General features: G+C 67.9%; 21 protein-coding genes. 12 read left to right on the forward strand and 9 right to left on the reverse strand.

Annotated elements, in window-relative coordinates; genetic code table 11:
- Positions 1 to 2 precede the first annotated feature (2 nt).
- From GRB96_RS03100 to ppc, 4 genes are read left to right on the forward strand one after another with little or no spacing between them, the layout of a single operon-like run.
- A complete protein-coding gene (locus GRB96_RS03100; RefSeq protein ID WP_161430410.1) occupies positions 3 to 1,454 on the forward strand; it encodes a TRAM domain-containing protein in 1,452 nt (483 codons plus the stop codon).
- The gene (gene relA / locus GRB96_RS03105) at positions 1,447 to 3,735 is read left to right on the forward strand and encodes a GTP diphosphokinase (protein WP_161430412.1); all 2,289 of its coding nucleotides are present in this window, start codon (positions 1,447 to 1,449) and stop codon (positions 3,733 to 3,735) included. Before GRB96_RS03100 ends, relA begins: the two co-directional genes overlap by 8 nt.
- On the forward strand, positions 3,732 to 4,700 hold the full coding sequence (mazG, locus tag GRB96_RS03110; RefSeq protein ID WP_161430414.1) for a nucleoside triphosphate pyrophosphohydrolase: 969 nt from the start codon (positions 3,732 to 3,734) through the stop codon (positions 4,698 to 4,700). Before relA ends, mazG begins: the two co-directional genes overlap by 4 nt.
- Positions 4,697 to 7,345, forward strand: a complete 2,649-nt coding sequence (gene ppc / locus GRB96_RS03115; RefSeq protein WP_161430416.1) for a phosphoenolpyruvate carboxylase — start codon at positions 4,697 to 4,699, stop codon at positions 7,343 to 7,345. Before mazG ends, ppc begins: the two co-directional genes overlap by 4 nt.
- A 144-nt stretch (positions 7,346 to 7,489) precedes the next feature.
- Here the strand turns inward: ppc and GRB96_RS03120 are convergent, their stop codons facing one another.
- The 3 genes from GRB96_RS03120 to GRB96_RS03130 all read right to left on the reverse strand — a co-directional run bounded on the left by GRB96_RS03120 (position 7,490) and on the right by GRB96_RS03130 (position 11,103).
- Complete coding sequence (locus tag GRB96_RS03120; RefSeq protein WP_161430418.1) at positions 7,490 to 8,107, reverse strand: hypothetical protein; 618 nt, start codon at positions 8,105 to 8,107, stop codon at positions 7,490 to 7,492.
- 162 nt (positions 8,108 to 8,269) lie between these two features.
- Positions 8,270 to 9,169, reverse strand: coding sequence for a ketopantoate reductase family protein (locus tag GRB96_RS03125; protein ID WP_161430419.1), 900 nt, complete (start codon positions 9,167 to 9,169; stop codon positions 8,270 to 8,272).
- Positions 9,169 to 11,103 (reverse strand): DNA topoisomerase III, encoded by a 1,935-nt coding sequence (locus GRB96_RS03130; RefSeq protein WP_161430421.1) that lies wholly within the window; start codon positions 11,101 to 11,103, stop codon positions 9,169 to 9,171. Before GRB96_RS03130 ends, GRB96_RS03125 begins: the two co-directional genes overlap by 1 nt.
- Positions 11,104 to 11,222: 119 nt before the next feature.
- On the opposite strand from GRB96_RS03130, the gene GRB96_RS03135 reads away from it, so the two are divergent.
- A complete protein-coding gene (locus GRB96_RS03135) occupies positions 11,223 to 12,467 on the forward strand; it encodes an ABC1 kinase family protein (RefSeq protein ID WP_161430424.1) in 1,245 nt (414 codons plus the stop codon).
- 249 nt (positions 12,468 to 12,716) lie between these two features.
- Positions 12,717 to 14,558 carry an SEC-C metal-binding domain-containing protein gene (locus tag GRB96_RS03140; protein ID WP_161430426.1) on the forward strand — a complete coding sequence of 614 codons (1,842 nt, stop codon included), beginning with the start codon at positions 12,717 to 12,719 and terminating at the stop codon, positions 14,556 to 14,558.
- Positions 14,559 to 14,575: 17 nt separating this feature from the next.
- On the opposite strand, the gene GRB96_RS03145 is transcribed toward GRB96_RS03140, so the two are convergent.
- Positions 14,576 to 15,943, reverse strand: coding sequence for an AmpG family muropeptide MFS transporter (locus GRB96_RS03145; RefSeq protein ID WP_161430428.1), 1,368 nt, complete (start codon positions 15,941 to 15,943; stop codon positions 14,576 to 14,578).
- 138 nt (positions 15,944 to 16,081) lie between these two features.
- On the opposite strand from GRB96_RS03145, the gene rfaH reads away from it, so the two are divergent.
- The 5 genes from rfaH to GRB96_RS03165 all read left to right on the forward strand — a co-directional run bounded on the left by rfaH (position 16,082) and on the right by GRB96_RS03165 (position 19,259).
- Positions 16,082 to 16,615 (forward strand): transcription/translation regulatory transformer protein RfaH, encoded by a 534-nt coding sequence (gene rfaH / locus GRB96_RS03150; protein WP_161430430.1) that lies wholly within the window; start codon positions 16,082 to 16,084, stop codon positions 16,613 to 16,615.
- A gap of 53 nt (positions 16,616 to 16,668) precedes the next feature.
- A complete protein-coding gene (locus tag GRB96_RS03155) occupies positions 16,669 to 17,175 on the forward strand; it encodes an FKBP-type peptidyl-prolyl cis-trans isomerase (protein ID WP_161430431.1) in 507 nt (168 codons plus the stop codon).
- 129 nt (positions 17,176 to 17,304) lie between these two features.
- Positions 17,305 to 17,415 carry a cytochrome c oxidase subunit CcoM gene (ccoM, locus tag GRB96_RS15745; protein ID WP_276608735.1) on the forward strand — a complete coding sequence of 37 codons (111 nt, stop codon included), beginning with the start codon at positions 17,305 to 17,307 and terminating at the stop codon, positions 17,413 to 17,415.
- A 228-nt stretch (positions 17,416 to 17,643) separates the two neighbouring features.
- Complete coding sequence (locus tag GRB96_RS03160) at positions 17,644 to 18,060, forward strand: hypothetical protein (RefSeq protein ID WP_161430434.1); 417 nt, start codon at positions 17,644 to 17,646, stop codon at positions 18,058 to 18,060.
- Complete coding sequence (locus tag GRB96_RS03165) at positions 18,060 to 19,259, forward strand: PqqD family protein (RefSeq protein ID WP_161430436.1); 1,200 nt, start codon at positions 18,060 to 18,062, stop codon at positions 19,257 to 19,259. The genes GRB96_RS03160 and GRB96_RS03165 overlap by 1 nt, the downstream gene beginning before the upstream one ends.
- Before the next feature lie 10 nt (positions 19,260 to 19,269).
- Here the strand turns inward: GRB96_RS03165 and GRB96_RS15635 are convergent, their stop codons facing one another.
- Both GRB96_RS15635 and GRB96_RS03175 read right to left on the reverse strand, forming a co-directional pair.
- Positions 19,270 to 19,917, reverse strand: coding sequence for a lytic transglycosylase domain-containing protein (locus tag GRB96_RS15635; protein ID WP_420841781.1), 648 nt, complete (start codon positions 19,915 to 19,917; stop codon positions 19,270 to 19,272).
- A gap of 16 nt (positions 19,918 to 19,933) precedes the next feature.
- The gene (locus tag GRB96_RS03175; RefSeq protein ID WP_161430437.1) at positions 19,934 to 21,658 is read right to left on the reverse strand and encodes a proline--tRNA ligase; all 1,725 of its coding nucleotides are present in this window, start codon (positions 21,656 to 21,658) and stop codon (positions 19,934 to 19,936) included.
- A gap of 239 nt (positions 21,659 to 21,897) precedes the next feature.
- On the opposite strand from GRB96_RS03175, the gene GRB96_RS03180 reads away from it, so the two are divergent.
- Positions 21,898 to 23,442 carry an acetyl-CoA hydrolase/transferase family protein gene (locus tag GRB96_RS03180; protein WP_240894114.1) on the forward strand — a complete coding sequence of 515 codons (1,545 nt, stop codon included), beginning with the start codon at positions 21,898 to 21,900 and terminating at the stop codon, positions 23,440 to 23,442.
- Positions 23,443 to 23,451: 9 nt separating this feature from the next.
- On the opposite strand, the gene GRB96_RS03185 is transcribed toward GRB96_RS03180, so the two are convergent.
- From GRB96_RS03185 to GRB96_RS03195, 3 genes are all read right to left on the reverse strand, one after another.
- Complete coding sequence (locus GRB96_RS03185; RefSeq protein ID WP_161430439.1) at positions 23,452 to 24,207, reverse strand: DUF3307 domain-containing protein; 756 nt, start codon at positions 24,205 to 24,207, stop codon at positions 23,452 to 23,454.
- Complete coding sequence (locus tag GRB96_RS03190; RefSeq protein WP_161430441.1) at positions 24,204 to 24,839, reverse strand: hypothetical protein; 636 nt, start codon at positions 24,837 to 24,839, stop codon at positions 24,204 to 24,206. Before GRB96_RS03190 ends, GRB96_RS03185 begins: the two co-directional genes overlap by 4 nt.
- Before the next feature lie 115 nt (positions 24,840 to 24,954).
- A complete protein-coding gene (locus GRB96_RS03195; protein ID WP_161430444.1) occupies positions 24,955 to 26,133 on the reverse strand; it encodes a vWA domain-containing protein in 1,179 nt (392 codons plus the stop codon).
- Positions 26,134 to 26,135 lie beyond the last annotated feature (2 nt).

The following is a 26,135-nucleotide window of genomic DNA, read 5'->3' on the forward strand; positions in this document are numbered from 1 at the left end:
CCATGGCGATGCTGGGCAAGCGGCGGCCGCGCCGTGAGCGGTCGGGGGTCTCCGGCCTGCAGGGCCGTCAGGCAGACGCCAGGACGGCGGCCAAGGCGCTGGAACACGGTGAGGCGCCGGGCCTGCGGATCGAGCGCCTGGCCCATGACGGCCGGGGGCTGGCCCACGATGCCGCCGGCAAGGCGCTGTTCGTCGAGGGGGCGCTGCCCGGCGAGCGCGTCGAGGTGGCGGTCCATCGCACCCGCAAGCGCTTCGACGAGGCTCATGTGCGTGAGGTGCTCGAACCCTCGCCGCAGCGTGTCGACCCGCCCTGCGCGTACTATGCCCGCTGTGGCGGCTGCGACCTCCAGCACCTGGCGGTACCCGACCAGCGTCGCCACAAGCAGGCGGTGCTCATCGACCTGCTGGCCCGTCAGGGCATCGAGATCGACGGCGAGCCCGAGTTGCTGGCCGGCGCCAGCCAGGGCTATCGCCGGCGTGCGCGGCTGGGGGTGAAGATTGATGCCGAGGGCCAGCTCCACCTGGGCTTCCGGGCGCGGCATACGCACCGCCTGGTAGATATCGAGCACTGCACCATCCTGGTGCCGGCGCTAGAGGCGCTGCTGGTTCCCCTGCACCGTCAGGTAGCATCGCTCCAGGCGCCACGCCAGGTGGGGCACCTGGCGTTGCTGGCCAGCGACCAGGGCACCACCCTGGTGGTGCGTCAGCTGAAGGAGAACACCGCGGATCGCGAGGCCTGGCGTGCATTCGGCGTCGAGCACGGGGTACACCTGGCCTGGCTGTCGGGACGCGACGCCCCCGTGCTCGAGTGGCTGACCCCAGCACCGGCGCTGAGCTGTCGTGTGCCGGGGGCCGCCGGCGAGCTGACCCTGGGCTTCTCGCCGGGTGACTTCCTGCAGGCCAATGCCGAGGTCAACCGGCAGATGGTCACAACCGCCCTCGAGTGGCTGGGCGCCCTCGAGGGCGCCGCGCTGCTCGACCTCTTCGCCGGGGTCGGCAACTTCAGCCTGCCGCTGGCCTCCGCCGGGGCTCGGGTGACCGCGGTGGAGGGCAGCCCGGCCATGGTCGAGCGCCTGGAGCGCAATGTCCTGGCCAACGCTCGGGAAACGGCCCTGTCGGTCGCGGCGCGTCAGGCCGATCTGGCGCAGGAGGGCGCCGTGGCGGCGCTGCTCGCGGAGGTCCGACCCGAGGTGGTGGTGCTCGACCCGCCGCGAGACGGTGCCGCGGAGGCCGCACGGGCGCTGGTGGCTGCGCCGGTCCCGCGGGTGCTCTATGTCTCCTGTGATCCGGCCACCCTGGCCCGGGATGTGGCACACCTCGTGCATGGGGGGTATCGGGTCACGCGTATCGCCGTGGCCGACATGTTCGTGCACACCTCACACCTGGAATCGATGCTGCTGTTCGAGCATTCACGGGCTCAGCAGCAGCGGCAAGGAGCATCAGCCGATGGTTAAAGTCCGTGAGGACCAGCCTCTCACCGCGTCGGGGCGTGTGGATATCGACCTGTGGGTGGCGCGCCTGCAGGAGGACGTCAGGCTGCGCGACCCGGCCAGGATGGTCGAGGCCTGCCGCCTCGCCGAGCGACTGGACCGCGAGTCGGAGCGGCCCCATCGCGACTGGCTGGCGGATGGCTCCAGCTTTCGCATGGGCCTGGAGATGGCCGATATCCTGGGAGAGCTCAAGCTCGACCAGGCGGTACTCGAGGCCGCCGTGCTCTATCGCGCGGTTCGCGAGGGGCTGATCGGCCTGGAGGCGGTCGCCAAGCAGTTCGGCGGTGAGGTGGCCAGCCTGATCGACGGCGTGCTGCAGATGGCGGCGATCAGTGCCACTCAGCTGCCCAGCCACGAGATGAGCCAGCATGACCAGCAGGACAACCTGCGCAAGATGCTGGTCAACATGATCGATGACGTGCGCGTGGCGCTGATCAAGATCGCCGAGCGCACCTGTGCGCTGCGCCAGGTCAGGGATGCCCCTCGCGAGAAGCAGCTGCGCGTGGCCCGTGAGGTGTTCGACATCTATGCGCCCCTGGCGCATCGCCTGGGCATCGGTCACCTCAAGTGGGAGCTGGAGGACCTCTCCTTCCGCTACCTCCACGAGGACGACTACAAGGCCATCGCCCGCCAGCTGGCCGAGAAGCGCCTGGATCGCGACCGCTACATCGCCGATGTGGTCGACACCCTCAAGGCGCTGCTCGAAGCCCAGGGCATCAACCGCTATGACGTCGAAGGTCGGGCCAAGCACATCTACTCGATCTGGCGGAAGATGAAGCGCAAGCGCATCGACTTCTCCCAGGTCCACGATATCCGCGCGGTGCGCATCCTGGTGCCCGAGGTGGCCGACTGCTACACCGTGCTGGGACTGGTGCATTCGCGCTGGCACCACGTGCCCAACGAGTTCGACGACTACATCGCCAACCCCAAGAAGAACGGCTACCAGTCGCTGCATACGGCGGTGATCGGACCCGAGAACAAGGTGCTGGAGATCCAGATTCGCACCTTCGCCATGCACGAGGAGGCGGAGCTCGGGGTGTGTGCCCACTGGCGCTACAAGGGCCACGATACCAGGGCCAAGAGCAGTAGCTACGAGGAGAAGATCGCCTGGTTGCGCCAGGTGCTGGAGTGGCAGGAGGAGGTCGGCGACTTCGGCGACCTGCGCGAGGGGCTCAACAGCGACGTCGCCCCGGATCGCATCTATGTCTTCACACCCGACGGCCATGTCATCGACCTGCCGCGCATCGCCACCCCCATCGACTTCGCCTACCGGGTGCACACCGAGGTGGGTCATCGCTGCCGGGGTGCCAAGGTCAACGGCCGTATCGTGCCGCTCACCTACCGGCTCAAGACCGGCCAGCAGGTGGAGATCCTCACCGCCAGCAAGGGAGGCCCCAGCCGCGACTGGCTCAACCCGAGCCTGGGCTATGTGCGTACCTCCCGTGCCCGCGCCAAGATCCAGGCCTGGTTCAAGCACCAGGCCCGCGACCAGAACCTCGAGGAGGGGCGTGGGCTGTTCGAGCGCGAGATGAAGCGCCTCGACCTCGAGGACATGGACCTCGATACCCTGGCCCGCAAGGTCAACTACCAGAGCCCGGATGACATGTACGCGGCGCTGGGGGCGGGCGATCTGCGCATTGGCCAGGTGCTGCATCAGGCCCAGCAGCTGTTCGGCGAGAACGACGACCAGGAGCAGCTCGAGCGCCTGCTGGCCAAACCCAGGCGTTCTCCGGCCAAGGGGGCACAGAGCGATATCACCGTGCTCGGGGTCGGCAACCTCAAGACCAGCATGGCCAACTGCTGCCACCCGGTGCCCGGGGAGCCGATCGTCGGCTTCATCACCCAGGGGCGCGGCGTCACGGTCCATCGTCAGGACTGCCCCAACATCCTCCAGCTGCGCCTCGACGAGCCCCAGCGCATCATCGAGGTGGAGTGGGGCGAGCGGGCCCGTACCCAGTATCCGGTCAATATCGAGGTGCAGGCCTGGGACCGCTCCGGCCTGCTGCGCGACGTCACCGGGGTGCTCGGCAACGAGAAGGTCAACGTGCTGGCGGTGAACACCCTCACCGACAGCGACGACGGCATCGCTCGCCTGCAGATCACCGTGGAGGTGGATGGCCTGGAGACCCTGGGGCGACTCTTCTCGCGCATCCAGCAGCTCTCCAATGTCATCGAGGTGCGGCGCCTGCGCAGCGGCGCCGGCGGTGGCGGCCGCAAGGGCAGGAAGAAGGAGCGCAGATCATGAGCCATCGCCACTCCCTGGAGGAGCTGCTGACCCTGATGGCGGTGCTGCGCGACCCCGAGCAGGGCTGCCCCTGGGACCTCGCCCAGGGGTGGGACTCCATCGTGCCGCACACCCTGGAGGAGGCTTACGAGGTTGCCGACGCCATCGAGAGGCGCGCCTGGGACGAGTTGCCCGGCGAGCTCGGCGACCTGCTCTTCCAGGTGGTCTACTACGCCCGCTTTGGCGAGGAGGAGGGGCGCTTCGATTTCCACGACGTCGTGGATACCCTGACCGCCAAGATGCTGCGCCGCCACCCCCATGTCTTCCCCGACGGCACCCTGGCCTCGCGGCGCCCGCCGGGCGTTTCTGCCGCGGAGATCGAGCAGCGTCAGGTCCACTCCCGCTGGGAGGTGCTCAAGGCCGAGGAGCGCGCCGCGCGGGCTGCCCAGGGAGCGGGCGCATCGGCGTCTGGCTCGGCGTCGGTGCTGGATAGCGCCGCGGCTTCGGTTCTGGATAGCGCCGCGGCTTCGGTTCTGGATGATGTCCCGCGCACGCTGCCGGCCCTTTCCCGCGCCGCCAAGCTCTCGAAGCGTGCCGCCCGGGTGGGCTTCGACTGGCCCGACTCCCGCGGAGTGATCGCCAAGATCCGCGAGGAACTCGACGAGGTGGAGGAGGCGCTGGCCGCGGGTGATCGGGACCACGCCGCCGAGGAGGTCGGTGACCTGCTGTTCGCGGTGACCAACCTCGCCCGCACCCTCAAGGCCGACCCGGAGCAGTGCCTGCGCGCCACCAACGCCAAGTTCGAGCGTCGCTTCCGTCACGTGGAGGCTGCCCTGGCCGCCGAAGGTGGCAGCCCCGATGCTGCCGACCTCGACACCATGGAGCGTCACTGGCAGGCCGCCAAGCGCACCGAAGTCCGGCATTCGGACGCCACCGACGATATCGATAACAACGTCACCGCCATCCCCGGAGAGTCACGGCAATGAGCCACGATCTACACGAATCCCTGCGCGACAACGTCCGTATCCTGGGTGACAGCCTGGGACGCACCATCGCCGACCATCTGGGCCATGGTTTCGTCGACCGGATCGAGGCGATCCGTGGCTTCGCCAAGCGCGGTCGCCAGGGCGACGAAGCGGCCCAGCGTGAGCTGATCGACTACCTGCGCGGCCTGCCCGACCGCGACCTGCTGCCGGTGACGCGGGCGTTCAACCAGTTCCTCAACCTGGCCAACATCGCCGAGCAGCACTACCGGGCGCGCTTCCGCCGCGTGGAGGACTACCGCCCGGGCACCCAGCCGGTGCTGTCGGAACTGGTGGAGCGGGCACGTCGTGCCGGCAACTCGCCGCGCAAGCTGGTGGAAAGCCTGGCCGGCATGCGGGTCGAGCTGGTGCTCACCGCCCATCCCACCGAGGTCATCCGGCGGACCCTGATCCAGAAGTACGACGCCATCGACGACTGCCTGACCGCCATCGAGTCCTCGGCGGATTATCCCGAACGAGGTGCCCGGGCCAAGGGGCGCCTCGAGGAGCTGATCAGCCAGGCGTGGCATACCGACGAGATTCGTCATGAGAGGCCCTCCCCGGTAGATGAGGCCAAGTGGGGCTTCGCGGTGATCGAGAACTCACTGTGGCAGGCGGTGCCCGACTTCCATCGCGACCTGGACAACCTGCTGCTGGAGACCGCCGGTGAGCGCCTGCCGTTGGACGCCGCGCCGATCCGCTTCGCGTCATGGATGGGCGGCGATCGTGATGGCAACCCCAATGTCACCTCCCGGGTGACCCGCGAGGTGCTCCTGCTGGGGCGCTGGATGGCGGCCGACCTCTATCTGAGAGACCTTGAGCAGCTCAAGGCGGAGCTCTCCATGTGGAAGGCCAACAGTGCCCTGAAGGCCGAGGTCGGCGATGCGGCGGAGCCCTATCGCGAGCTGCTGCGCCGGCTGCTGGCGCGGGTCGAGGCAACTCGCGACTGGGCAAAGGCGAGCCTCGACGGCAAGCCCTACGACGGCGGCCCGATCATCGAGAGTCGTGACCAGCTCTATGCGCCCCTGCTTGCCTGCTACCGTTCGCTCTGCGACGTGGGGCTCGACACCATCGCCAACGGCGTGCTGCTCGACACCCTGCGCCGGGTCGCGGTGTTCGGGGTCACCCTGACCAAGCTCGATATCCGCCAGGAGGCGGGGCGCCATGCCCAGGTGATGGAGGAGCTTACCGATGGCCTGGGGCTCGGGCACTATCGTGAATGGAGCGAGGAGCAGCGGCAATCCTTCCTGCTCGAGGAGCTCGCCTCGCGACGGCCGCTGATTCCGCGTCGCTGGGAGTGCTCGCCGGAGTCCCGGGAAGTGGTTGATACCTTCAGGGTGATCGCCGCCGAGCAGCCTGAGGCGCTGGGCACCTATATCATCTCCATGGCGGCACAACCCTCCGACGTTCTGGCTGTGGCGCTGCTGATGAAGGAGGTGGGGGGCGAGGTCAAGCTGCCCATCGCGCCGCTGTTCGAGACCCTCGACGATCTCAACCATTCCGGCGAGGTGATCGACCGGCTGCTGGCGCTGCCCGGCTACCGTCGTCACGCCGGGGATCGCCAGGAGGTGATGATCGGTTACTCGGACTCGGCCAAGGATGCCGGCCAACTGGCCGCCGCCTGGGCCCAGTACCGCGCCCAGGAGAGCCTGGTGGCGGTGTGTCGCCGATACGAAGTCGACCTGACCCTGTTCCACGGTCGCGGTGGCACCGTGGGGCGCGGTGGTGGCCCCGCCCATGCCGCTATCCTCTCCCAGCCGCCAGGCTCGGTGAACGGCAGCCTGCGGGTAACCGAGCAGGGCGAGATGATCCGCTTCAAGTTCGGCCAGCCGGAGATCGCCTTGCGCTCCATGGAGATCTACGCCTGTGCGGTGCTGGAGGCGACCCTGCTGCCGCCACCGGATCCGGAGCCCCAGTGGCGTGAGGAGATGGACCGCCTGGCCGAGATCGCCCATGGCGCCTATGTGGGAGTGGTGCGGGAGGATCCCGACTTCGTGCCCTACTTCCGGGCGGTGACCCCGGAGGGCTCGCTGGGACGACTGCCACTGGGTTCACGGCCTACCAAGCGCCGCCAGGACGGCGGGGTGGAGACCCTGCGAGCGATCCCCTGGATCTTCGCCTGGACCCAGATCCGGCTGATGTTGCCGGCCTGGCTGGGCAGCGGTGAGGCCTTCGCCACGCGCCTCGAGGAGGAGGGCGGCCGTGAGGTGCTTCAGGAGATGCGGGATCGCTGGCCCTTCTTCGGTACCTATCTGGACATGCTGGAGATGCTGCTGGCCAAGGCCGACGTGGGTATCGCCGCCTACTACGAGCATCGCCTGGTCGACGAGCCGTCCCTCAAGGCGCTGGGCCTGCGCCTGCGCGACCGCTTCGAACGTCTCAACGGAGTTCTGCTGGAGATACTCGAGCAGGAAGAACTGCTGGAGAAGACGCCGCTCATCCACCAGGCGATTGCGGTGCGCAACCCTTATATCGACCCGCTGCACGGCCTGCAGGCGGAACTGCTGCAGCGTAACCGCGACGCCGACGGGGCGATAAGCGCCGATCTCTCGCGGGCGCTGATGGTGACCATGGCGGGCATTGCGGCGGGGCTGCGTAATACGGGATAGGCCTTCGGCCAGGAGCAAGGGGTAAGTAAGCAAGGATGCGAGGGCGTTGCGTTCATGCCTGGTAGCATCGCTACGCTGCTTTCGCCTTGGCCTTGGCCTTGGCCTTGGCCTTGGCCTTGGCCTTTAAGCGGCGTAGCCGCGCTCTTAGAAGGGAATATTGATCGAGGCGGTCAGCAGGTTGAGGTGAGCCATGTCGGGGGCGTCGTACTCCTCAAGCTCCAGGCGGCTGGTAAAGCCCGGGAACTGCAGCCGGGCGCCGAAACCCTGCACCCGGGTGGTGCCGGCCTCATCGAAGTCGCCGCGGGGAATCACGGCATCTCCCTCCCAGCCCACCAGGCCGGATTTGGCATACAGGCCGAAGTGCCCCAGGCGAACGCCCGCCACCAGGCTGCCGCCGAGGCTGACGGTATTGACCAGCAGCTGCTGGTCGCCGAGGCGGGTGGGCACTTCGTCGCTCTCGCGGTAGCTGAACTCGGCACCGAGGTCGAGCTTGGGCAGCTGGAAGGGACTGAAACCGGCGATCAGCCGAAAGCCGGAGGTGAAACCATCGGGGCTTTCGATGTCCTGGCCGTCGATGACGACGCCGTTTTCCAGGCGCATGAGGTCTTCCGGCTGGCCGGCGTAGACGGGGCTTTCTCTATCCCCGCGTTTCGACTTCTTGGCAATGTCGTCACCGAGGCTACCCTCGGCGGCTGCAGCCCCGAGCGAGGCGGTGAGGGCAAGGCAGGCCAGCAGCACGGCGATGGTGTGACGGGATGTCATGGGTCCCTGTCCTTGCGCTACGGCCTGTCCCGAGGGGCAAGCCGCAGGGCGAGTAGCGATGAGATCTCTCTAGGCTAGCAAGCCGTCTCGAGATCTGCCAGCGACAGGATCGCCCTGATCGCCACTCTTCACTCATTCATGGCGGCTGGCGGCCCCCTTGGCTCAGCGTCCGTTCATGGTGGCCAATAGCGCTTCCAGCTGCGGTGTAGCCAGGCCGTGGCAGGTGGCAGCCGACACCAGGGGGCCCAGGATGGCCTCATGCTCGGTGGGGCGTCCCGCCAGAACATCCTGAAGCATTGAAGCCCGGTTGGCGGCGGTGGCCTCCACCACCTTCCAGACCAGGGCCCGCCAGCCCTCGAGTCCCGTGGCTGCGGGCGGGGCAATCCCTTCGGCCTGCATCACCTCTGCCACCTCGGCGATGATCCCCTCCACCTCCTTTCGGTAGCGCGCATCGCGCAGCTCGCCATTGCGAATCCGGTAGCGAGCGACCAGCGGGTTGATGGCGGCATTGACCGCCAGCTTCTGCCATAGCCGTTGCCGAATATCGGACACCGCCCGGGTCGGCAGCCCGGCGTCGCTCAGCAGCCCAGCCAGTGATTCGGCGAGGACAGTATGCCCTCCGTCCAGGCAGCCGATGGCGGTGTCGCCGTGGCCTGCGTGAACCACCCGGTCATCCGCTTCCACATAGGCGCCTTCGGTGGTGGTGGCGCAGAGCACCGGACCCGGGTGACGCGCGCTTAGCCGCGGCTGGGAGTGAAAGCCGTTCTGCCACAGCACCAGCGGGGTATGCGCAGGAAGGTGCCCGGCCAGGGCCGCATAGGCCGCCTCGGCGGCGTAGGCCTTGGTGGTCAGGTGAACCACATCCGGAAAACCCTGGGGTGGGCCGGTTCGGGTGGTGACCTCGAGGGTCGACGCTGCACCCTCGGGTGTGATCAGGGTCTGGTGGCCAGGGAGGGGCCGGCGACCGATCAGCATCACCCGCTGGCCGTGCTGGACCAGGCGTAGGGCCAGCAGTCGACCGATGGCTCCCGGGCCGATGATCCAGTGGGTTTGCCGGGGCATCAGTTACCCTCCTGGCGGCGTCGCGGTGCACGGCGCTTGCTGCCCCTGCTCGTCGCGCGTCCCGTGCCGCGCCGTCGTGACGCCCGCTGGGGTACCTTGGCTTCCTCACCCTCGGCACTATGCAGCGCCTGGCGCAGTCGGTTGGCGTCAGCGGCGCCGAGGAGGGCACGCAGGTCGCTGATCAGCGAGTCGAGGAAGGGGCCTGGCGCGCAATTCTGCTCGGCGATGGCAGTGAGTCGCTGTTCCCACAGGGCGGTGCGCTCGGGGCGACCGACCGCCTCGGGCAGCGAGGCGATCAGCGCACTGCCCAGACGGGTGGCGCGCAGCGCCTTGCCCTGACGCACCAGGTAACCGCGCTCGACCAGGGTCTCGATGATGCCGGCACGCGTTGCCTCGGTGCCCAGGCCATCGTGCTCGCGCAGGGTGCGCCTGACCGCGGGGTCATCCACGTAGCGGCCGATGTTCATCATCGCCTTGATCAGGCTGGCGTCGTTGAAAGGCTCGGGCGGGCGGGTCTCGCGATCCTCCACGCCGGCCTCCTGGACCCGGCACACCTCGCCCTCGGTGAGAGGCGGCAGCGGTGGCGCCTCGTCGCGGGTGGTGAACAGCGGCTTCCAGCCGGGGTCGAGGACCTCCTGGCCACGAGCGCGAAAGATCTCCTCGAGGATGCGGAACTCGGCCTTGACCTCGCGGGTGGAGAGCGTTGGGTAGAACTGGGCCAGCACGTTGCGGGCGATCAGCCGGAAGACATTGGCCTCGGTGGCCGAGAGCCGCGTCGGGTCCATGGGACGCCCGGTGGGCGCCAGGGCGTGGTGGGCGCCTACCTTGGTGTCGTTCCAGGCCCTGGAACGACGCGTGAAGTCGGCGCCGGAAAGCCACCCGCGCAGGGTCTCATCGTCCCGGCAGGCGCTCTGCAGAGTGCTGGGGGCGGCGGCGAAGTGCTCCTCGGGCAGGTAGCGGCAGTCGGAGCGCGGGTAGGTGATCAGCTGGTGGCGTTCGTAGAGCGCCTGGCAGGTGTCCAGTACCACCTTGGCGGAGATGCCGTAGCGCCTGGCGGCGTCGACCTGCAGTGCCGACAGCGAGTAGGGCAGAGGGGCGGCCTGGCGCTTCTGCTGGGTCTCCAAGGCCTCCAGTCGGCCCTCGGCCCCCGGCAGGCGCTCGGCCAGGGTCGCGGCGGGCTCCCGGGCCAGCAGGCGCCCCTGGTCGTCGAGCGGATGGTGCTCCCCGGGGGCCCACCAGGCGCGCAGCTCACCGTGCGCCACCGCGAGGTCGGCCCACAGCACGAAGAAGGGCCGGGGCGTGAAGTCGCGGATCTCGGCATCGCGGCGCACCACCAGGCCCAGCACCGGAGTCTGCACGCGGCCTACCGAGAGCACACCATCATGGCCGGCCTGGCGACCGGTCAGCGTCCAGGCCCGGGTCAGGTTGATGCCATACAGCCAGTCGGCACGCGAGCGCGATTCGGCGGCGCGGTAGAGCGGCTGGTAGCGGGCATTGTCCTCCAGGCGTGCAAGCGCCCGCTGCACCGCGGGGCGGTTGAGGTCGCTGACCAGAAGTCGGGATACCCTGCCCTTCCAGCCGAGGTATTCGATCACCTCCTGGACCAGCAGCTGACCCTCGCGGTCGGGATCCCCGGCGTGAACCACCTCGTCGGCCGTCTTGAGCAGCTTGCGAATCGCCGCCAGCTGGCCGCGAGCCTTGGGGCGAGGCGTGAGTTTCCAGCGCTCGGGCAGGATCGGCAGGGTATCCAGGCGCCACTGCTTGAGGGCGGGATCATAGGCATCGGGTGGTGCCTGCTCCAGCAGGTGGCCCAGGCACCAGGTCACGGTGGTATCGCCCACGGCAATCGCCCCCTCCTGCTTGCGGGGAGTGCCGGGCAGGGCGTCGGCGATGGCCCGGGCCAGGCTGGGCTTCTCGGCGATGATCAGGCGCATGGTGGCCTCGGCGGCGGTGAAGTATGGACATTCTTCCAGTGTTGGTGGTGATTGGCCAGGTGTCACGTCGCAATCATGGTGTACAATTGTTGTAACACTATTTTCCCGCGGAGCATGCGATGCGTGAGCGAGGCAGGACGAGGCGGTTGCTGGGACTGGGGGCACGCACCGGTGGGGCGCTGTTGCGCACCCGGATGGGCGGCCAGGCCGACTGGCGCGCCCTCGGCGAGGCGCTGTTCGAAGGGCTCTCCGAGCTCAAGGGGCCGGCCATGAAGCTGGCCCAGATCATGTCCCAGTGGGATGACCTGCTGCCGCCGGACCTCGCCGAGGAGCTGGCCCGGCTGCAGCGACAGGCCGAGCCGATGCCCTGGGAGTCGATTCGCCGCACTCTGGATGATCACTACGGCGATATCGATGACGTGTTTCGCGATGTCGAGACGCGCCCCTTCGCCAGCGCCTCCATGGGGCAGGTACACCGCGCAGTGACTCTCGACGGCGAAACGCTGGTACTCAAGGTGCAGTACCCCGGCCTTGCCGAGGTGCTGGAGGGGGATCTCGCCCAGGTCAGGCGTCTGATGCGTCTGGGGCGCTGGTTCAAGGTGCCCCAGGCGCGACTCGATGCGCTCTTCGAGGAGTTGGCGGCGAGCCTGCGCGGTGAGCTGGACTACCACGCCGAGGCCGCGGCGCTGGCACGCTATCGGCAGCGCTACGCCGACTGGCCGGGACTGGTGATCCCCGAGCCGCTGCCGGCGTACTCCGGTGAGCGGGTGCTGGCGATGCGCCATGTGCCTGGCACCCCGCTGCGCGAGCTGGAGGCCTCCGACGATGCCACCCGACAGCGCATCGCCCAGACCCTCGCCGACTGGCTCACCGAGGAACTCTTCACCCATGGCGAGCTGCACGCCGACCCGCATGCCGGCAACTTCGCCGCCGACGCCGAGGGGCGACTGGTGATCTATGATCTGGGTGCGGTCATACCCGTGCCCGAGGAGCGGCTCAAGGCGATGATGCGCCTGCTCGAGGCTACCCTGGCCGGAGACCCGATGGCCATGGACAGTGCGCTGCTCGAACTGGGCGGCCGTCAGGGGCAGGGTGCGCCGCTGGCGCTGTACAGGGAATCCTCCGAGGCGGTCTCGGCGCTGTTCGCCCCCGGCGAGCAGGACTTCGGCGACGTGCGGGTGCATCGTCGCCTGCGCGAGCTCTCGCCCAGGGTGTGGGCGGCCATGGACCGCCTGCAGCCTCCCGCTGATACCCTGCTGCTGTCGCGCACGCTCAACGGCCACTACTGGAACTTGGTGCGCCTCGGCGCCCGGCTCGATATGCGCTCGCGCACTGCCCCCTTGAGGGCGTGGGCCAGATCCTAGCGGTTATTCCGGGGAATGTTATCGTGGAAGGAACGCTCGTGGCTGTTCCGTCGACAGGCCTTCGGGGAGGCGCTGTGAACCCTTCCTTGGGCGCTACCGATGCCATCCCTGGCATAGGACCTCCCCTTCGACCTGTCCCCGGCGCCTCTCGCTTCGGGTAGCTGGATAGCTCGAACGCAGCAGCTAGCGGCTGCCAAGCCCCCGCGCGGACTGCTAGACTGTGCCGTTTTCCGGACGGTGGAGTGCGCAATGCTGGCGGTATGGGTCGAACAGCTGCTGGGATTTGCCTCGGGAGCGCTCAAGGCGATTCGCCAGGACGAGCGCTATCCGACGCTGATGGCCTGGGCTCGGGAAGAGGGACCCGCGCTGGTGGGTGGCAATCTGCCGCTGGCCCAGGCGCTGGCGCCGGAACTGTGGTCCCAGGCGCCGCTGGCGCGCCTGGATTTCCGCTGCGAGCCACTGGCGCGCCCGGGGCGTAACGAACCCTGCTGGTGTGACTCCGGCCGCAAGACCAAGCACTGCTGTGGCGCCGTGACACTGCCTGGCTCGGTGCCCGATCACTTGATGTGGATGCTCTCGCTGCGTGACTGGAAGGGCGACACCCTCAAGGCGGCGCTGGCCAGTGGCCGGGCCCCGGCCCAGGCGCTGCTCGAGGCGGGCTTGATCGCCGCCGAGACCGGCCAGCGCGGGCGCGCCCAGCAGATTCTCGAGTCGCTGTTCGAGCGTGGCGACTGGTCGCGGCTGCCGGAGCAGGCCGAACCCGCTTTCGAGATCCTCATCGACCTCTATCAGGAGCGCGGCTTCCATCGCAAGCGCGAGAGTCTGCTCGATGCCGTGCTCGAGCACGGTCCGCTGTTCCTGCGCGGCGTGGCCCTGGAGCGGCTGTGCCTGATGCACCTCGACAACGACGACCTGGACAGCGCCCGCGCCGCCTTCGTGCGCGCCCAGCAGGCCCTGCCCGACTCGCCCACTCTGGCCTATATCGAGGCCATGCTGCTGCTCCACGAGGGGCATGAAGAGGAGGCCGCCGAACGGGCCCGCTTCTGGTTCCGGCGCCTGGCTCGCCAGGGCGACCTGGATCCCGATCAGCTGCAGTTCCTCGCCGATCTGGCCGAGAATCCCGGCGCCACCCTGGCCGAACAGCTGCTCAACGCCGAGGAGGACTTGGCCGAGCCCCTGGCCTCCCTGCAGGCGCTCCTCGAGGAGCTGCCCATCGCGCCGCGCCTAGCCGTGTCATGCACAGCGGAAGGCCGGCTCGAATATCACACCACTGCCCGCGAAGACACCCTGCACGCTGCCTGGCGCCAGGTGTTTCCCGTGTCTGCCGTCTCCGACTCGCCGCTGGGGCTCGAGGATGACCCCTGGCCGAGCGCTGCGGAGTGGCTCCCCGAGCTCTGCAGCCACCCCGAATGGCTGGATGCCCCGGCGGTGGTCCAGGAGCTGGCGCTGGCGTTGACCACGCGCTTCGGCAGCCTGCCATGGATGGCTCCCAGCCTGTTTGTGCCGCTGGCCAGCCGGCTGGAGCGCTGGCTCGAACAGGTGGCGGCCGAAGGTCCCGGTACCCTGGCCTGGGAGGATGCCGACAACGCCCTGCTGTTGCGTACGGGGCTGGCGCTGGTGGTGGGCATGGAGCGCGGCGCCCGGGAGCGTTCCCGCCAGCTGGCCGAACGCCTGCTGGTCCTGGACAACCATGACAGCCTGGGCCTGCGGGAGCTGGTGCTCGATCAGCTGCTGCGGGATGGCCGCGACAGCGATGCCCTGGCGCTCAGCGAGCAGCCGCCCGAAGCCGAGGCCGAGGGGCCGGCACTGGGCGTGCTGATGGGGCGGGCCCTGGCACTCTATCGCCTCGACCGGCCCGACGAGGCCGTCCAGGCACTGGCCGAGACCCAGGCACACAACGCCCATGCACTGAAACTGCTGTGCGCCGACACTCCACGGCCGCTGTCGGGAAATGATGATGACCCCGCCGAGCCCGGCAGCCGCGCCGAGGCCTGGCAGTACCGCACTCTGATGCGCGACCAGTGGCGGGCGACCCCGGGGGCGCTCGCCTGGCTGCAGGGGTGGCTGGATGGCGAGGCGCATCGCCGATAAATCGGGCTCCCACGGGGTTACTGGGCGGTCGGCATCGGCGCCGGCACCAGTTCCCGGTCGCGGCTGATCCATAGCGCCAGCAGCACCGCCGGAATCCCCATGACGGCGGAGATCATGAAGAAGGTGGCGTAGCCCTCGACCTCGACCACCAGCCCACCGAAGCCGCTCAGGAACTTGCCGGGCAGGGTCATCAGCGACGAGAACAGCGCGTACTGTGTCGCGGTGTAGGCGCGCGATGTCAGGCTGGAGAGAAAGGCGATAAACACCGCACTGGCCAGGCCGTTGGCCAGGTTGTCGCCGATGATGGCCATCACCAGCAGCGGCAGGCTCTGGCCGGTGAGCGCCAGGGCGGTGAACAGCAGGTTGGTCAGCGCCGCCGCGGTGGCGCCCAGCACCAGGATGGGGCCGATGCCATAGCGTGCCACCAGCAGCCCACCCAGCATGCCCCCGGCGATGCTCATGGCGATCCCGAAGGCGTTGGTGACGTTGGCGATCTCGGTCAGCGTGAACCCCAGGTCGATATACAGCGGGTTGGCCATGGAGGCCATGGCCAGGTCGCTGATCCGGAATACCGCTACGAAGATCAGCAGCCACAGGGCCTTGCGCCGATAGCGGGTAAAGAAATCGGTGAAGGGGCAGACGATGGCGCCGATCCCCCAGGCGCCCAGGCGCCGCAGCGTCCTCGGCTTGCCGCGGCTGGCCCGCAGGAAGGCGCGCACGCGCGGCTCATGGATCAGCTGGCTGGTCAACGAGAGCCGCTCGGGCTCGGGGCGCACCAGCACCGTCACCACGCCGATGCCGACCAGCGCGGCCATGGTCAGGTAGGCCGCCTCCCAGGAGAGCCAGGAGGCGACATAGAGCGCTCCGGCACCGGCCGCCAGCAGGCCGCCGCGATAGCCGATGATATAGGTCGAGGCCATGGCCGCCTGGATGTCCTCCGGCGCCGACTCGATGCGAAAGGCGTCGATGGCGATATCCTGGGTGGCGCTGCCGAAGGCGACCAGCAGGGCGAAGGCGGCCACCAGTGGCAGGTGACCCACCGGGTCTACCCCGGCGAGTCCCACCAGGCCGGCGACGATCAGCGCCTGTGCCAGCAGCATCCAGCCGCGGCGCTGGCCGAGGTGGCGGGTCAGCAGTGGCAGTGGCAGGCGGTCCACCACCGGGGCCCAGAAGAACTTGATCGAGTAGAGCATGCCGATCCAGGCGAAGAAGCCGATCGCCGCTACCTCGACGCCGTCGCTGCGCAGCCAGGCCGAGAGTGTGGAGAACACCAGCAGGAAGGGCAGGCCGGCGGAGAAGCCCAGGAACAGCATGGTGATGACGGGGGCGCGCAGGTAGATCGCCAGGGAGGCTAGCCAGCTTCTCTGGACGGTAGGCGTCGGCATGGGGCTCTCCTTGCAACGGTGTTAGAATCCTTGCCTCTTTCGCCGGGCTCCCGGCCTGCGAGACGGGTCGCGCAGGGCAGCAGCCGATTGTTGCAGAGCCCCGGCAGCGATACCAGCGTGCAGCGTGAAGGGAGAATCATGAACGAGAGCGATGTGATCCGCGACGAAGGTGAAGCAGCGGTACCTCGCTGGTATGCGATCCAGTGCAAGGGCGGCGAATCCTTCCGCGCCACCGAAAACCTGGTCAATCAGGGCTTCGAGGTCTTTCATCCGGTGCTCGAGGTGCAGAAGAAGCGCCGCGGCAAGCTGACCTGGGTGGTCGAGCCGCTGTTTCCCTATTACCTGTTCATCCGCCTCGACCGGCTGGTGAGCAACTGGCGACCCATTCGTTCCACCCGAGGCGTGCTGAAGCTGGTCAGCTTCGGCGAGACGCCCATCGCCGTGGATGATGCCCTGGTGGAGACGCTGCGCGAGAAGGGCAGCGAGCGCGACCAGGATGCCAACCTCTACTTCCACGCTGGCGAGGCGGTGCAGATCACCGACGGCCCCTTCAAGGAGCTGCAGGCGGTGTTCGAGAGCCACAAGGGTGAGGAGCGCGCCATCGTGCTGCTCAACCTGCTGCATCGCCAGCAGCGCCTGGAGATGCCGGTGGCCAATCTGCGCCGCAACTGAGCCGGTCACCACCGCCGGCTTCCACCCGTGATACCCCCATTCAGGAGATCCGCATGACCATTGCCCCTCAGCGCGTCGTCACCCTGCACTATGTCCTCAGTGACGCCGACGGCCAGGTCCTCGATGACTCCCGTGCCCGCCAGCAGCCCCTCGAGTACCTGCATGGCCACCACAATATCGTCGCCGGCCTGGAGCGAGCCCTGGATGGACAGGATACCGGGGCCGAGCTGACCGTGACCCTGATGCCGGCCGAGGCCTACGGCCTGCGCGACGAGGCGCTGCAGCGCGAGGTGGGGCGTGACGCCTTCCCGGTTCCCGAGCTCACGCCGGGCATGCGCTTCCAGACGCCCGGGGATGATGGTCCCGAAATCGTCACCGTCATCGAGGTGCGCGATGACAGCGTGCTGATCGACACCAACCACCCGCTGGCCGGCCACACCCTGCGCTATGCGCTCCAGGTCCTGTCGGTGCGTGATGCCACTCGTGCCGAGCTGGCCAAGGGCCACCCCCTGCCCCCCGACACCGATCACACCCAGGTCGAGGACAAGAAGCTGCCGTGAAAACTGACCTGAATCAATTACGCTCCCTCTCTCGTCAGCCCCCGGGGCGTAACTTGATTCAGGTCAGGTTTCCCCTTGCCTTCCCGGTCTACAGTGCACTCAACACATCGAGTCGGGGAGGACACCACCATGTATCTGGATGACGCCGTAATCTTCGGGTTGGTCACCGTCGCGATGATGATCGCTTTCATGGGTGGCTGGATTGCCTTCATCGTGCGGGACCACCGCAAGAAGCACTGAAGCCAGCCGCAGCACGAGTCGTCAGGGGAGGGGGGAGTTTTTCCCCCCAGTGGGCCGACCTTCACGGGTCGGCCTTTTTTTTCGTGTGTGATCAGCCGGTGTCGCGGTTCGGCAACGCCCGTGGAACAAATCGACAACGCTTCTCCGGCGGCGGCATCTCGCGGCCTCAGTGGCTAGGATGAACAGTGTTCGATCATGACACTGCTCGCCGAGCCGCAGGAGGTTCCCATGTCACACCACGAGCATGAAATCGAGGCCGCCGAGACCCATCGCCGGCGTCGGCGCCGGCTCCTCGCCACCCTCGGCGTGGGTCTGGCCGGTGCCTATGTTGCCCCCACGCTGTTCAGCGTCGGCCAGGCCCAGGCCTGGGATGGGCGCCGCCGTTCGCGTCCCAGTCGCTCCCGGCCAAGCTGGTCGCGCCCCAGCCGCTCCCGGCCCAGCCGCTACGACGGCGCCTATCGGCGGCACGAGCGGGCCCGCCAGGAGCGCCACTATCGCCGCGGCGATGACCGCTATCGCCGGGACGACCGCTACTACTCGCGGCGTGAATACGAGCACGACCGTCGCCGGCTGCGCGATTATCGTGAAGACCCGGTGACCATCGTCGAGGATATCGTCTTCGGTCGCCCCGATCGCCGCTGGTAATGGTCGACGCCCAGGATATTTCCCTGCCCGGCCTCGGACGCATTCTGCGCGTGCAGGAGGCGCCCGAGGTCGTCGCGGCCCTGAGCCAGGCGTTGCCCGGCTGGCCACTCTCCGTCGCGCGTGCCCGGGGCCTGGCACCGGCCATCCGCCTGCGGCGCAGTCGCGGAGGCTATCTGCAGCGCTCGCCCCAGCTGCCCCGAGGTCTCGAACTGCCGACGCCGGCCTCGGCGGTGTGCAGCCTGATCGCGGATCTGGGTGGCGAGTGTCTCGATCGGGATGGCTCGCTGTTGGGCCTGCACTGCGCCAGCGTGGAGGTGGATGGCCGCCTGGTGCTGTTTCCCGAGAGCCATCGCGCCGGCAAGAGCACCCTGGCGGTGGCCTTTGCCGCGGCCGGTTACCGGCTGTTCGGCGATGATGTGCTGGGCCTGACGCGGGAAGGGAATGGCGTGGGCCTGGGCATCGCGCCTCGGCTGCGCCTGCCGCTGCCCCAGACGTTGGCTCCGGAGCTCCTCGACTATGCCGAGGCCCATGCCGGCCCCGAGGATGCCCGCTACCGCTTCGTGGTGCCGCCCGGGAATACCCTGGCTCGCCATGGCGAATCGGGTCCGGTGGGGGCGCTGGTGCTGCTGGAGCGTGATGACCAGGCGAGTATTCCCGAGGTCGTCCGGCTTCAGCCGCGAGAGGGGCTGTTGCAGCTGCTCTCCCAGAACTTTGCCCGGCATGCCGCTCCCGAATCGCTCATGGCACACCTGCTGCCGCTGCTGCAGCGCGTGCCCTGCCTGCTGCTGCGCTATGCCGAGCCGCTGGCAGCGGCTCGCCACCTGGGCGCCGTTCTCGCGGGTGAAAAGGGCGAGGTCGGTCAGGGAGAGAGCGACAGGTTCGTGGTGGCCAGGCGTGAGGCCTCGCCGCCTAGCGGCCCGGTGCCCGCAGGGCGGCGCTGGCGGGCAAGGCATGAGGTACGACGCTATCCCCTGGGCCACGAGCTGTTCCTGATCCAGCCCGCCAGCGGTGTCATCCACCGCCTCAACGCCACCGGCGAGGCGGTGTGGAGACTGCTGTGTCAGGAGCCGCTCAGCGGGGAGGAGCTGGGGGAGCTGTTGGCCGAACACTTCGGTGAGCCGCTCGAGTCGGTCAGCGAAGATGTCGGCTGGTTGCTGGCGGGGCTTGCCGATGCCGGCTTGGTGGCTGCCGTCGAGTAGCAGGCAGCACCTATCGCTGCACCGTGACGCGCTCCTCGGCGGGGCGCCAGTGGCGCTGCCAGGCCCGCATCACACGTTCCGGGTACCAGGTCTTGCCCAGGCTGCCGTTGTAGCGGGCCAGGGCCCGGGTGAAGTCGCCGCGCTCCACTGCCAGGTAGTGGGCGAGTATCGTGCAACCATAGCGCAGGTTTCGCCACGGATCCTTGAGGTCGTCGGCGGGCAGGCCCAGTTCGCGGATCCAGAATGGCATGATCTGCATCAGTCCCACCGCGCCGGCGGAAGAAACCGCCTCGACCTGGAAGGCACTCTCCACCTGGATCAGGGCCAGTACCAGCTCGGGAGGCAGCCCCGCCAGCGTCGCCTCGTGATAGACACGACGCAGCAACTCGCTGCGCAGCATTGGATCCTTCACATGGCGCGACAGCGCCGGCTCCATGGCGGTAAACCACTGGCGTGCGGCCCACACCTCGGCCGGGTCACGGGAGATGGAGAGCGTCTCGTCGAGGGTGGTGCGCAGCGTATGTGGGGTATCCGGCAGCGGCTGGACCAGCAGCGGCCGACTATCGGCCGCCAGGGATGCCAGGAAATCGCCGTCATCAGCCGCTACACCCGCCGCCAGCAGGCTGCTTGCCAGCATGGCGGCAAGTGAGCGGCGCATCCTGGCCAAGATGAAACTAGCCGAGCTGGATCTTGTGGCGCAGGAAGTCGAGGATCTCCCCGGCCGGCACCATGGTGGCTTCGCTGTCACGGCGTCCCTTGTACTCCAGTTCACCCTTGTCCAGTCCGCGATCCCCGACCACCAGGCGGTGGGGCAGGCCCATCAGCTCATGGTCGGCAAACTTCACGCCGGGGCGCAGGTCGCGGTCGTCCAGCAGTACCTCGAAACCTGCGGCGGTCAGCTCGGCGTAGAGTTTCTCCGACTCCTCGCGCACGCGCTGCGACTTGTGGGCATTCATCGGCACCAGCGCGATATGGAAGGGAGCGATGGGGTCTGGCCAAATGATGCCGGCGTCGTCGTGGTTCTGCTCGATAGCAGCCGCCACCACGCGGGTCACCCCGATACCATAGCAGCCCATCCAGGGATGGATGGCACGACCTTCGTCGCCCAGCACGGTGGCATTCATCGCCTCGCTGTACTTGCGCCCTAGCTGGAAGACGTGGCCCACCTCGATGCCGCGCTTGATGGAGAGCGTGCCCTGGCCGTCCGGCGAGGGGTCCCCTTCGACCACGTTGCGGATATCGGCCACCTTGGGCAGCGCCACATCGCGCTCCCAGTTGATGCCGAAGTAATGCTTGCCATCGATATTGGCGCCGGCACCGAAGTCGCTCATCAGTGCCACCGAGCGATCGATGATCACCGGCATGTCCAGATTGACCGGGCCCAGGGAGCCGGGACCGGCACCCACTGCGGCGCGGATCTCCTCTTCACTGGCCATTGTGAGCGGGGCGGCCACCTCGGGCAGGTTCTCGGCCTTGACCTCGTTGAGCTCATGGTCGCCACGCACCAGCAGAGCGATCAGCCCGCCCTCGGCGGCGTGGACCATCAGAGTCTTGATCGTCTTCTCGATGGGCAGGCCGTGCTGCTCCACCAGGGCGGCGATGGTTTTGGCATCCGGCGTATCCACCAGGCGCAGCTCCTCGCCGGGCGTGGGGCGCCGGGCATCGCTGCCCAGCGGTGCCGGCAGCGCCTCGGCCTTCTCCATATTGGCCGCGTAGTCGGAGCCGGTAGAGAAGACGATGTCGTCCTCGCCGGAGTCGGCCAGCACGTGGAACTCGTGGGAGCCGGTGCCGCCGATGGCGCCGTTGTCGGCGATCACCGGACGGAAGTCCAGTCCCAGGCGGGTGAAGATCCGCGTGTAGGCGTCATACATCGCCTGGTAGGTCTCCTTGAGGGAGTCCTCGTCGACGTGGAAGGAGTAGGCATCCTTCATGATGAACTCGCGGGAGCGCATCACTCCGAAGCGCGGGCGGATCTCGTCACGGAACTTGGTCTGGATCTGGTAGAAGTTGGCCGGCAGCTGCTTGTAGCTGGAGATCTCCTTGCGGACCAGGTCGGTGATCACTTCCTCGTGGGTGGGGCCCACGCAGTAGTCGCGATCGTGGCGGTCCTTGAGGCGCAGCAGCTCGGGGCCGTACTGCTCCCAGCGGCCGGACTCCTGCCACAGTTCGGCGGGCTGGACCGCCGGCATCAGCACCTCCTGGGCGCCGGCCCGATCCATCTCCTCGCGCACGATGCGTTCGACCTTGCGCAGGGTCTTCAGCCCCAGCGGCAGCCAGGTATAGAGGCCGGAGGTGAGGCGGCGGATCATGCCTGAACGCAGCATCAGCTGGTGGCTGATGACTTCCGCATCGGCGGGGGTTTCCTTCAGTGTGGCGATCAGCATCTGGGTGGCGCGCATGGGTCCGGCGTGTCCTCGGTGGTCAAACGGGATGGCCGCAAGGGCGGCAATGTTGGAGGCATTGTACGGCGAAGCCGGGGGCGCGGCAAAAGCCGTCGCGCCGTGGGCCGGCGTTGCGCTGGGCCTTGATGCGGATCAACTTGATCACGCTTATATCTAGCAAGCTAAAAGAAAGCATGGAATCATCATGCCGTGATCCAATTCTGCGGCCTCGCCGCCGATCGTGAAAGGAGACGACCTTGGACAAGCTGGACAGGAATTCCATCGAAGCGCGCTGCCGCTGGCCCGGCTGGCAGGACAAGCTGTGCTCCGCCGAAGAGGCCTCTGCCCTGATCGAGGATGGCATGACCGTGGGCATGAGCGGCTTCACCCGGGCCGGAGAGGCCAAGGAAGTACCGCGGGCACTGGCCGAGCGCGCCGCCCTGGACCCGTTCTCGATCACCCTGATGACCGGGGCCTCGCTGGGCAACGACCTGGACAAGCTGCTCACCGATGCCAACGTGCTGTCACGGCGTATGCCGTTCCAGGTCGACGCCACCCTGCGCCGCGCCATCAACGACGGCCGGGTGATGTTTATCGACCAGCATCTCTCCGAGACGGTGGAACTGCTGCGCAACCGCCAGCTGGCCGAGCTCGACGTGGCCGTGGTGGAAGCCTGCGCGATCACCGAGGAGGGCGGTATCGTGCCCACCACCTCGGTGGGCAACTCGGCCAGCTACGCGATCCTCGCCGACAAGGTGATCATCGAGCTCAACCTCGACTCGCCTGCCGAGATGGAGGGGCTGCACGATATCTATATCCCCCAGATGCGGCCCACGCGCCCGCCGATTCCAGTGGTGGCGCCCGACTCGCGCATCGGCACGCCCTATATACCGATCGATCCGGAGAAGATCGCCGCCATCGTCGTCACCCGCGGCAAGGACAGTCCCTCCACGGTGCTGCCGCCGGACGCCGATACCCGACATATCGCCGATCACCTGATCCGCTTCTTCTCCGATGAGGTGAGTGCGGGGCGTCTTGCCCCCTCCCTGCTGCCGCTCCAGGCCGGCATCGGCACCATGGCCAATGCGGTGATGAGCGGGCTGGCCGAGGGTCCCTTCGAGCACCTCACCATGTACTCCGAGGTGCTGCAGGATTCCACCTTCGACCTGCTGGATGCCGGTAAGCTCGACTTCGCCTCCGGCTGCTCCATCACCCTCTCCGAGGCGTGTGGCGAGCGGGTCTGGTCGAACCTGGACGCCTATCGCGATCGCCTGATCCTGCGCCCCCAGGAGCTCTCCAACCACCCGGGGATCGTGCGCCGCCTGGGCATCATCGCCGTAAACACGGCGCTGGAGGTGGATATCTACGGCAACGTCAACTCTACCCATGTGGGCGGCACCAGGATGATGAACGGCATCGGTGGCTCCGGTGACTTCGCGCGCAACGCCCAGCTCTCGGTGTTCGTCACCAAGTCGGTGGCCAAGGGCGGCGATCTCTCCAGCGTGGTGCCCTTCGTCAGCCACGTGGACCATACCGAGCACGATGTGGATGTGCTGGTGACCGAGCATGGGCTGGCCGACCTGCGTGGCCTGGCGCCGCGGGAGCGCGCCGAGCGGGTGATCGAGCAGTGTGCCGACCCACTCTATCGCCCGGCGCTGCGTCGCTATTTCGAGGAGGCCTGTCGGCGTGGCGGTCACACGCCGCACTGCCTGGAGCAGGCGCTGTCGTGGCATATCGCCGTGGAGCGTGATGGCCATATGCGCAGCCTCCAGGAGGAAGGTGTCGAGGCCGTGGGCGCCTGACCGGCCGGTTCAGGCCTGAAACAGCAGCAGGCGCACCAGCATGCCCAGCACCAGGGTGGTGGAGACGCTCAGCAGGGTGCCGAGCAGCACGTATTCGGTGAGCTTGCGGTCGGGGGAGTCGCGCAGATCGCCGAAGCGCAGCACCGACTTGGCGGCGAGCAGGAAGCCGACCGCGGTGAGCTGGTCCAGCAGCACCAGGGTCAGCACCAGCAGCCGCTCCAGCACGCCGATGCGCGCCCCGGCGCTGGCCAGGGTGCCGGTCTCCTCGAGCTGCTCGCTCCAGCGCTGCATCACCATGGCGATGGCGATGGACAGCGGTCGTGTTACCAGCAGGTAGGCGGCCGCCGTCCCCAGTACCGTCGGCGAGACCAGCCAGGCAGCAAGCTCGCGCAGCGGTGCCAGGTTGCCCAGCCAGGCCAGCCAGAGCCCCACCAGCACCAGCAGATGGGCGGCCTGGTCGAGCAGGAACCAGCGCAGCTCGCCGGCCGGCAGCCGGGCCTTGACCAGGTCGATCATCCAGTGGCTGGCGGCCAACGCCAGACTTCCGGTCGCCACCGCGGCCAGCCCCCTGGGCTGGGCGGCACTTGCCGCCAGCAGCACGCCCCCGGCGAGCAGGCCATGCAGCCCGGCATGCTGGAGCAGGTGCTTCGAGCGGTGGCGCAGTCGATAGCGCTCCGCCACCCAGGCGGATGGCTGTAGCAGGAAGTCGCCCACGAGATGGGCGAGGAGCAGTCCCATAAGCAGCGACAGGGGATCGAAGCTCATGGCCTTTCCTCCTGCTCGGCGAGGCGCTCACGCAGGTAGTCGAGGGAGTCGGAGAGCAGGGCCCAGCGGGCGACACGCAGGCGCTTGTGCACGCTGGGCTGGCGGATGCCGAGACGCTCGGCCAGGGCCTGCTGGGAGGCGTCATGGCGCAGGCTCAGGCCGACGACCTCGGCGGAGTAGGGCGACCAGCCGTTGATCATGTCGTCGATAAAGCGTACCAGCAGGGCGAGGCCGTGATCCTCGGGTGCCTCGAGCCGGGTCAGCGAGAGATGGGCGACGCCATCGGCCAGGGCATCCAGGGCGCGCCCCGATGCGACGAAGGTGGCGCCGTCGGCCGCCGCAATACCGTGCTCGGCTGGCCCGGCCGCCACGGCAATCCGGGCATCCCACCGCTGATGGGTTTCGGAGTGCTCGATCAGCGCCGCTCGCAGGGCCACCGCCGCTTCCATGGCCGGCGCCGCCTGCGGCAGAGCAAGCTGAAAGCCGTCGCCCCGGAAGCGTTCGCCGTGGCCGCCGTGCCGAGAGGCCAGCTCGGCGAGGCTGTCATCCAGCAGACGGTAGAGGCGGGGCCGGTCCTCGACCTTGCGCGAGTCGATGACGTCGCCGGTCAGCACCGCGATGCGCTGTGGCATGGCGTTATTCTCCGGAGGTGCCTGCCTGGAGTATAGCCCTAATGGGCTATTTTTCAATCTAATAGCCCTTAAAGGTTATATTCATGATAAGTAGCCCATATGGGGTATAAATAGCCTACCGGGCCAGCTCCCGCATGGCGTTCTCCAGCCCCTCGAGGGTCATGGGGTACATGCGGTCATCGATCAGCTGGCGGATCAGCTGGGTGGAGTGGGTGTAATCCCAGGCGCGCGGCGGCATGGGGTTGAGCCAAGCCAGGCGCGGGAACTTGTCCGCCAGGCGCTTGAGCCACACGGCCCCGGTCTCGTCGTTGAAGTGCTCCACACTGCCGCCGGGATGGGTGATCTCGTACGGCGACATGGCGGCGTCACCGACGATCACCACCTGGTAGTCATCGCCATAGGTGTGCAGCAAGTCCAGCGTCGGGATGCGCTCATGTCGGCGACGGGAGTTGTCGCGCCATAGTCCCTCATAGGGGCAGTTGTGAAAGTAGTAGGCCTCCAGGTGCTTGAACTCCGAGCGCGCCGCCGAGAAGAGCTCCTCGCAGGTGCGGATATGGTCATCCATGGAGCCGCCCACATCGAGGAGCAGCAGCACCTTCACCGCGTTGTGACGTTCGGGGCGCATCTGCACGTTGAGCAGGCCGGCGTCCCGGGCCGTCTCGCGGATGGTGGCGTCGACATCGAATTCCTCCGCGGCCCCCTGGCGTGCGAACTTGCGCAGCCGGCGTAGCGCCATCTTGATATTGCGGGTGCCAAGCTCCAGGGAGTCGTCGTAGTCGCGGAAGCGGCGCTCGTCCCATACTTTCACCGCGCGGCGGTGGCGTGAGCCATCCTGGCCGATGCGGATCCCCTCGGGGTTGTAGCCATAGGCGCCGAAGGGACTGGTGCCGCCGGTACCGACCCACTTGTTGCCGCCGGCGTGGCGCTCCTTCTGCTCCTCGAGGCGCTGCTTGAAGGTCTCGATCAGTTTCTCGAGCCCGCCCAGGGACTCTATCTGCGCCTTCTCCTCCGCGGAGAGCTGCTTCTCGAACTCCCGGCGCAGCCAGTCGTCGGGGATCAGCGCCTCGATAGCGGCATCCAGGTTCTCCAGCCCCTCGAACCAGGCGGCGAAGGCGCGATCGAAGCGGTCGAAGTGGCGCTCATCCTTGACCATCACGGTGCGGGCGATGCGGTAGAAGGCCTCCATGTCGGCGAACACCACGCCGCGCTCCACCACCGCGTGGAGGTCGAGCAGCTCGCGCAGCGATACCGGCACCCCGGCGCGCTTGAGGGTCTCGAACAGGCCGATAAACATGG

Origin of the sequence: Halomonas alimentaria (assembly GCF_009902005.1) — a bacterium.
Lineage (GTDB): Bacteria > Pseudomonadota > Gammaproteobacteria > Pseudomonadales > Halomonadaceae > Halomonas > Halomonas alimentaria.

Excerpts from the sequence above, each read along its gene's own strand:
- GRB96_RS03100 (WP_161430410.1), top strand. The coding sequence starts at position 3 with ATGGCGATGCTGGGCAAGCGGCGGCCGCGCCGTGAGCGGTCGGGGGTC.
- relA (WP_161430412.1), top strand. The coding sequence starts at position 1,447 with ATGGTTAAAGTCCGTGAGGACCAGCCTCTCACCGCGTCGGGGCGTGTG.
- mazG (WP_161430414.1), top strand. The coding sequence starts at position 3,732 with ATGAGCCATCGCCACTCCCTGGAGGAGCTGCTGACCCTGATGGCGGTG.
- ppc (WP_161430416.1), top strand. The coding sequence starts at position 4,697 with ATGAGCCACGATCTACACGAATCCCTGCGCGACAACGTCCGTATCCTG.
- GRB96_RS03120 (WP_161430418.1), bottom strand. The coding sequence starts at position 8,107 with ATGACATCCCGTCACACCATCGCCGTGCTGCTGGCCTGCCTTGCCCTC.
- GRB96_RS03125 (WP_161430419.1), bottom strand. The coding sequence starts at position 9,169 with ATGCCCCGGCAAACCCACTGGATCATCGGCCCGGGAGCCATCGGTCGA.
- GRB96_RS03130 (WP_161430421.1), bottom strand. The coding sequence starts at position 11,103 with ATGCGCCTGATCATCGCCGAGAAGCCCAGCCTGGCCCGGGCCATCGCC.
- GRB96_RS03135 (WP_161430424.1), top strand. The coding sequence starts at position 11,223 with ATGCGTGAGCGAGGCAGGACGAGGCGGTTGCTGGGACTGGGGGCACGC.
- GRB96_RS03140 (WP_161430426.1), top strand. The coding sequence starts at position 12,717 with ATGCTGGCGGTATGGGTCGAACAGCTGCTGGGATTTGCCTCGGGAGCG.
- GRB96_RS03145 (WP_161430428.1), bottom strand. The coding sequence starts at position 15,943 with ATGCCGACGCCTACCGTCCAGAGAAGCTGGCTAGCCTCCCTGGCGATC.
- rfaH (WP_161430430.1), top strand. The coding sequence starts at position 16,082 with ATGAACGAGAGCGATGTGATCCGCGACGAAGGTGAAGCAGCGGTACCT.
- GRB96_RS03155 (WP_161430431.1), top strand. The coding sequence starts at position 16,669 with ATGACCATTGCCCCTCAGCGCGTCGTCACCCTGCACTATGTCCTCAGT.
- ccoM (WP_276608735.1), top strand. The coding sequence starts at position 17,305 with ATGTATCTGGATGACGCCGTAATCTTCGGGTTGGTCACCGTCGCGATG.
- GRB96_RS03160 (WP_161430434.1), top strand. The coding sequence starts at position 17,644 with ATGTCACACCACGAGCATGAAATCGAGGCCGCCGAGACCCATCGCCGG.
- GRB96_RS03165 (WP_161430436.1), top strand. The coding sequence starts at position 18,060 with ATGGTCGACGCCCAGGATATTTCCCTGCCCGGCCTCGGACGCATTCTG.
- GRB96_RS15635 (WP_420841781.1), bottom strand. The coding sequence starts at position 19,917 with ATGCGCCGCTCACTTGCCGCCATGCTGGCAAGCAGCCTGCTGGCGGCG.
- GRB96_RS03175 (WP_161430437.1), bottom strand. The coding sequence starts at position 21,658 with ATGCGCGCCACCCAGATGCTGATCGCCACACTGAAGGAAACCCCCGCC.
- GRB96_RS03185 (WP_161430439.1), bottom strand. The coding sequence starts at position 24,207 with ATGAGCTTCGATCCCCTGTCGCTGCTTATGGGACTGCTCCTCGCCCAT.
- GRB96_RS03190 (WP_161430441.1), bottom strand. The coding sequence starts at position 24,839 with ATGCCACAGCGCATCGCGGTGCTGACCGGCGACGTCATCGACTCGCGC.
- GRB96_RS03195 (WP_161430444.1), bottom strand. The coding sequence starts at position 26,133 with ATGTTTATCGGCCTGTTCGAGACCCTCAAGCGCGCCGGGGTGCCGGTA.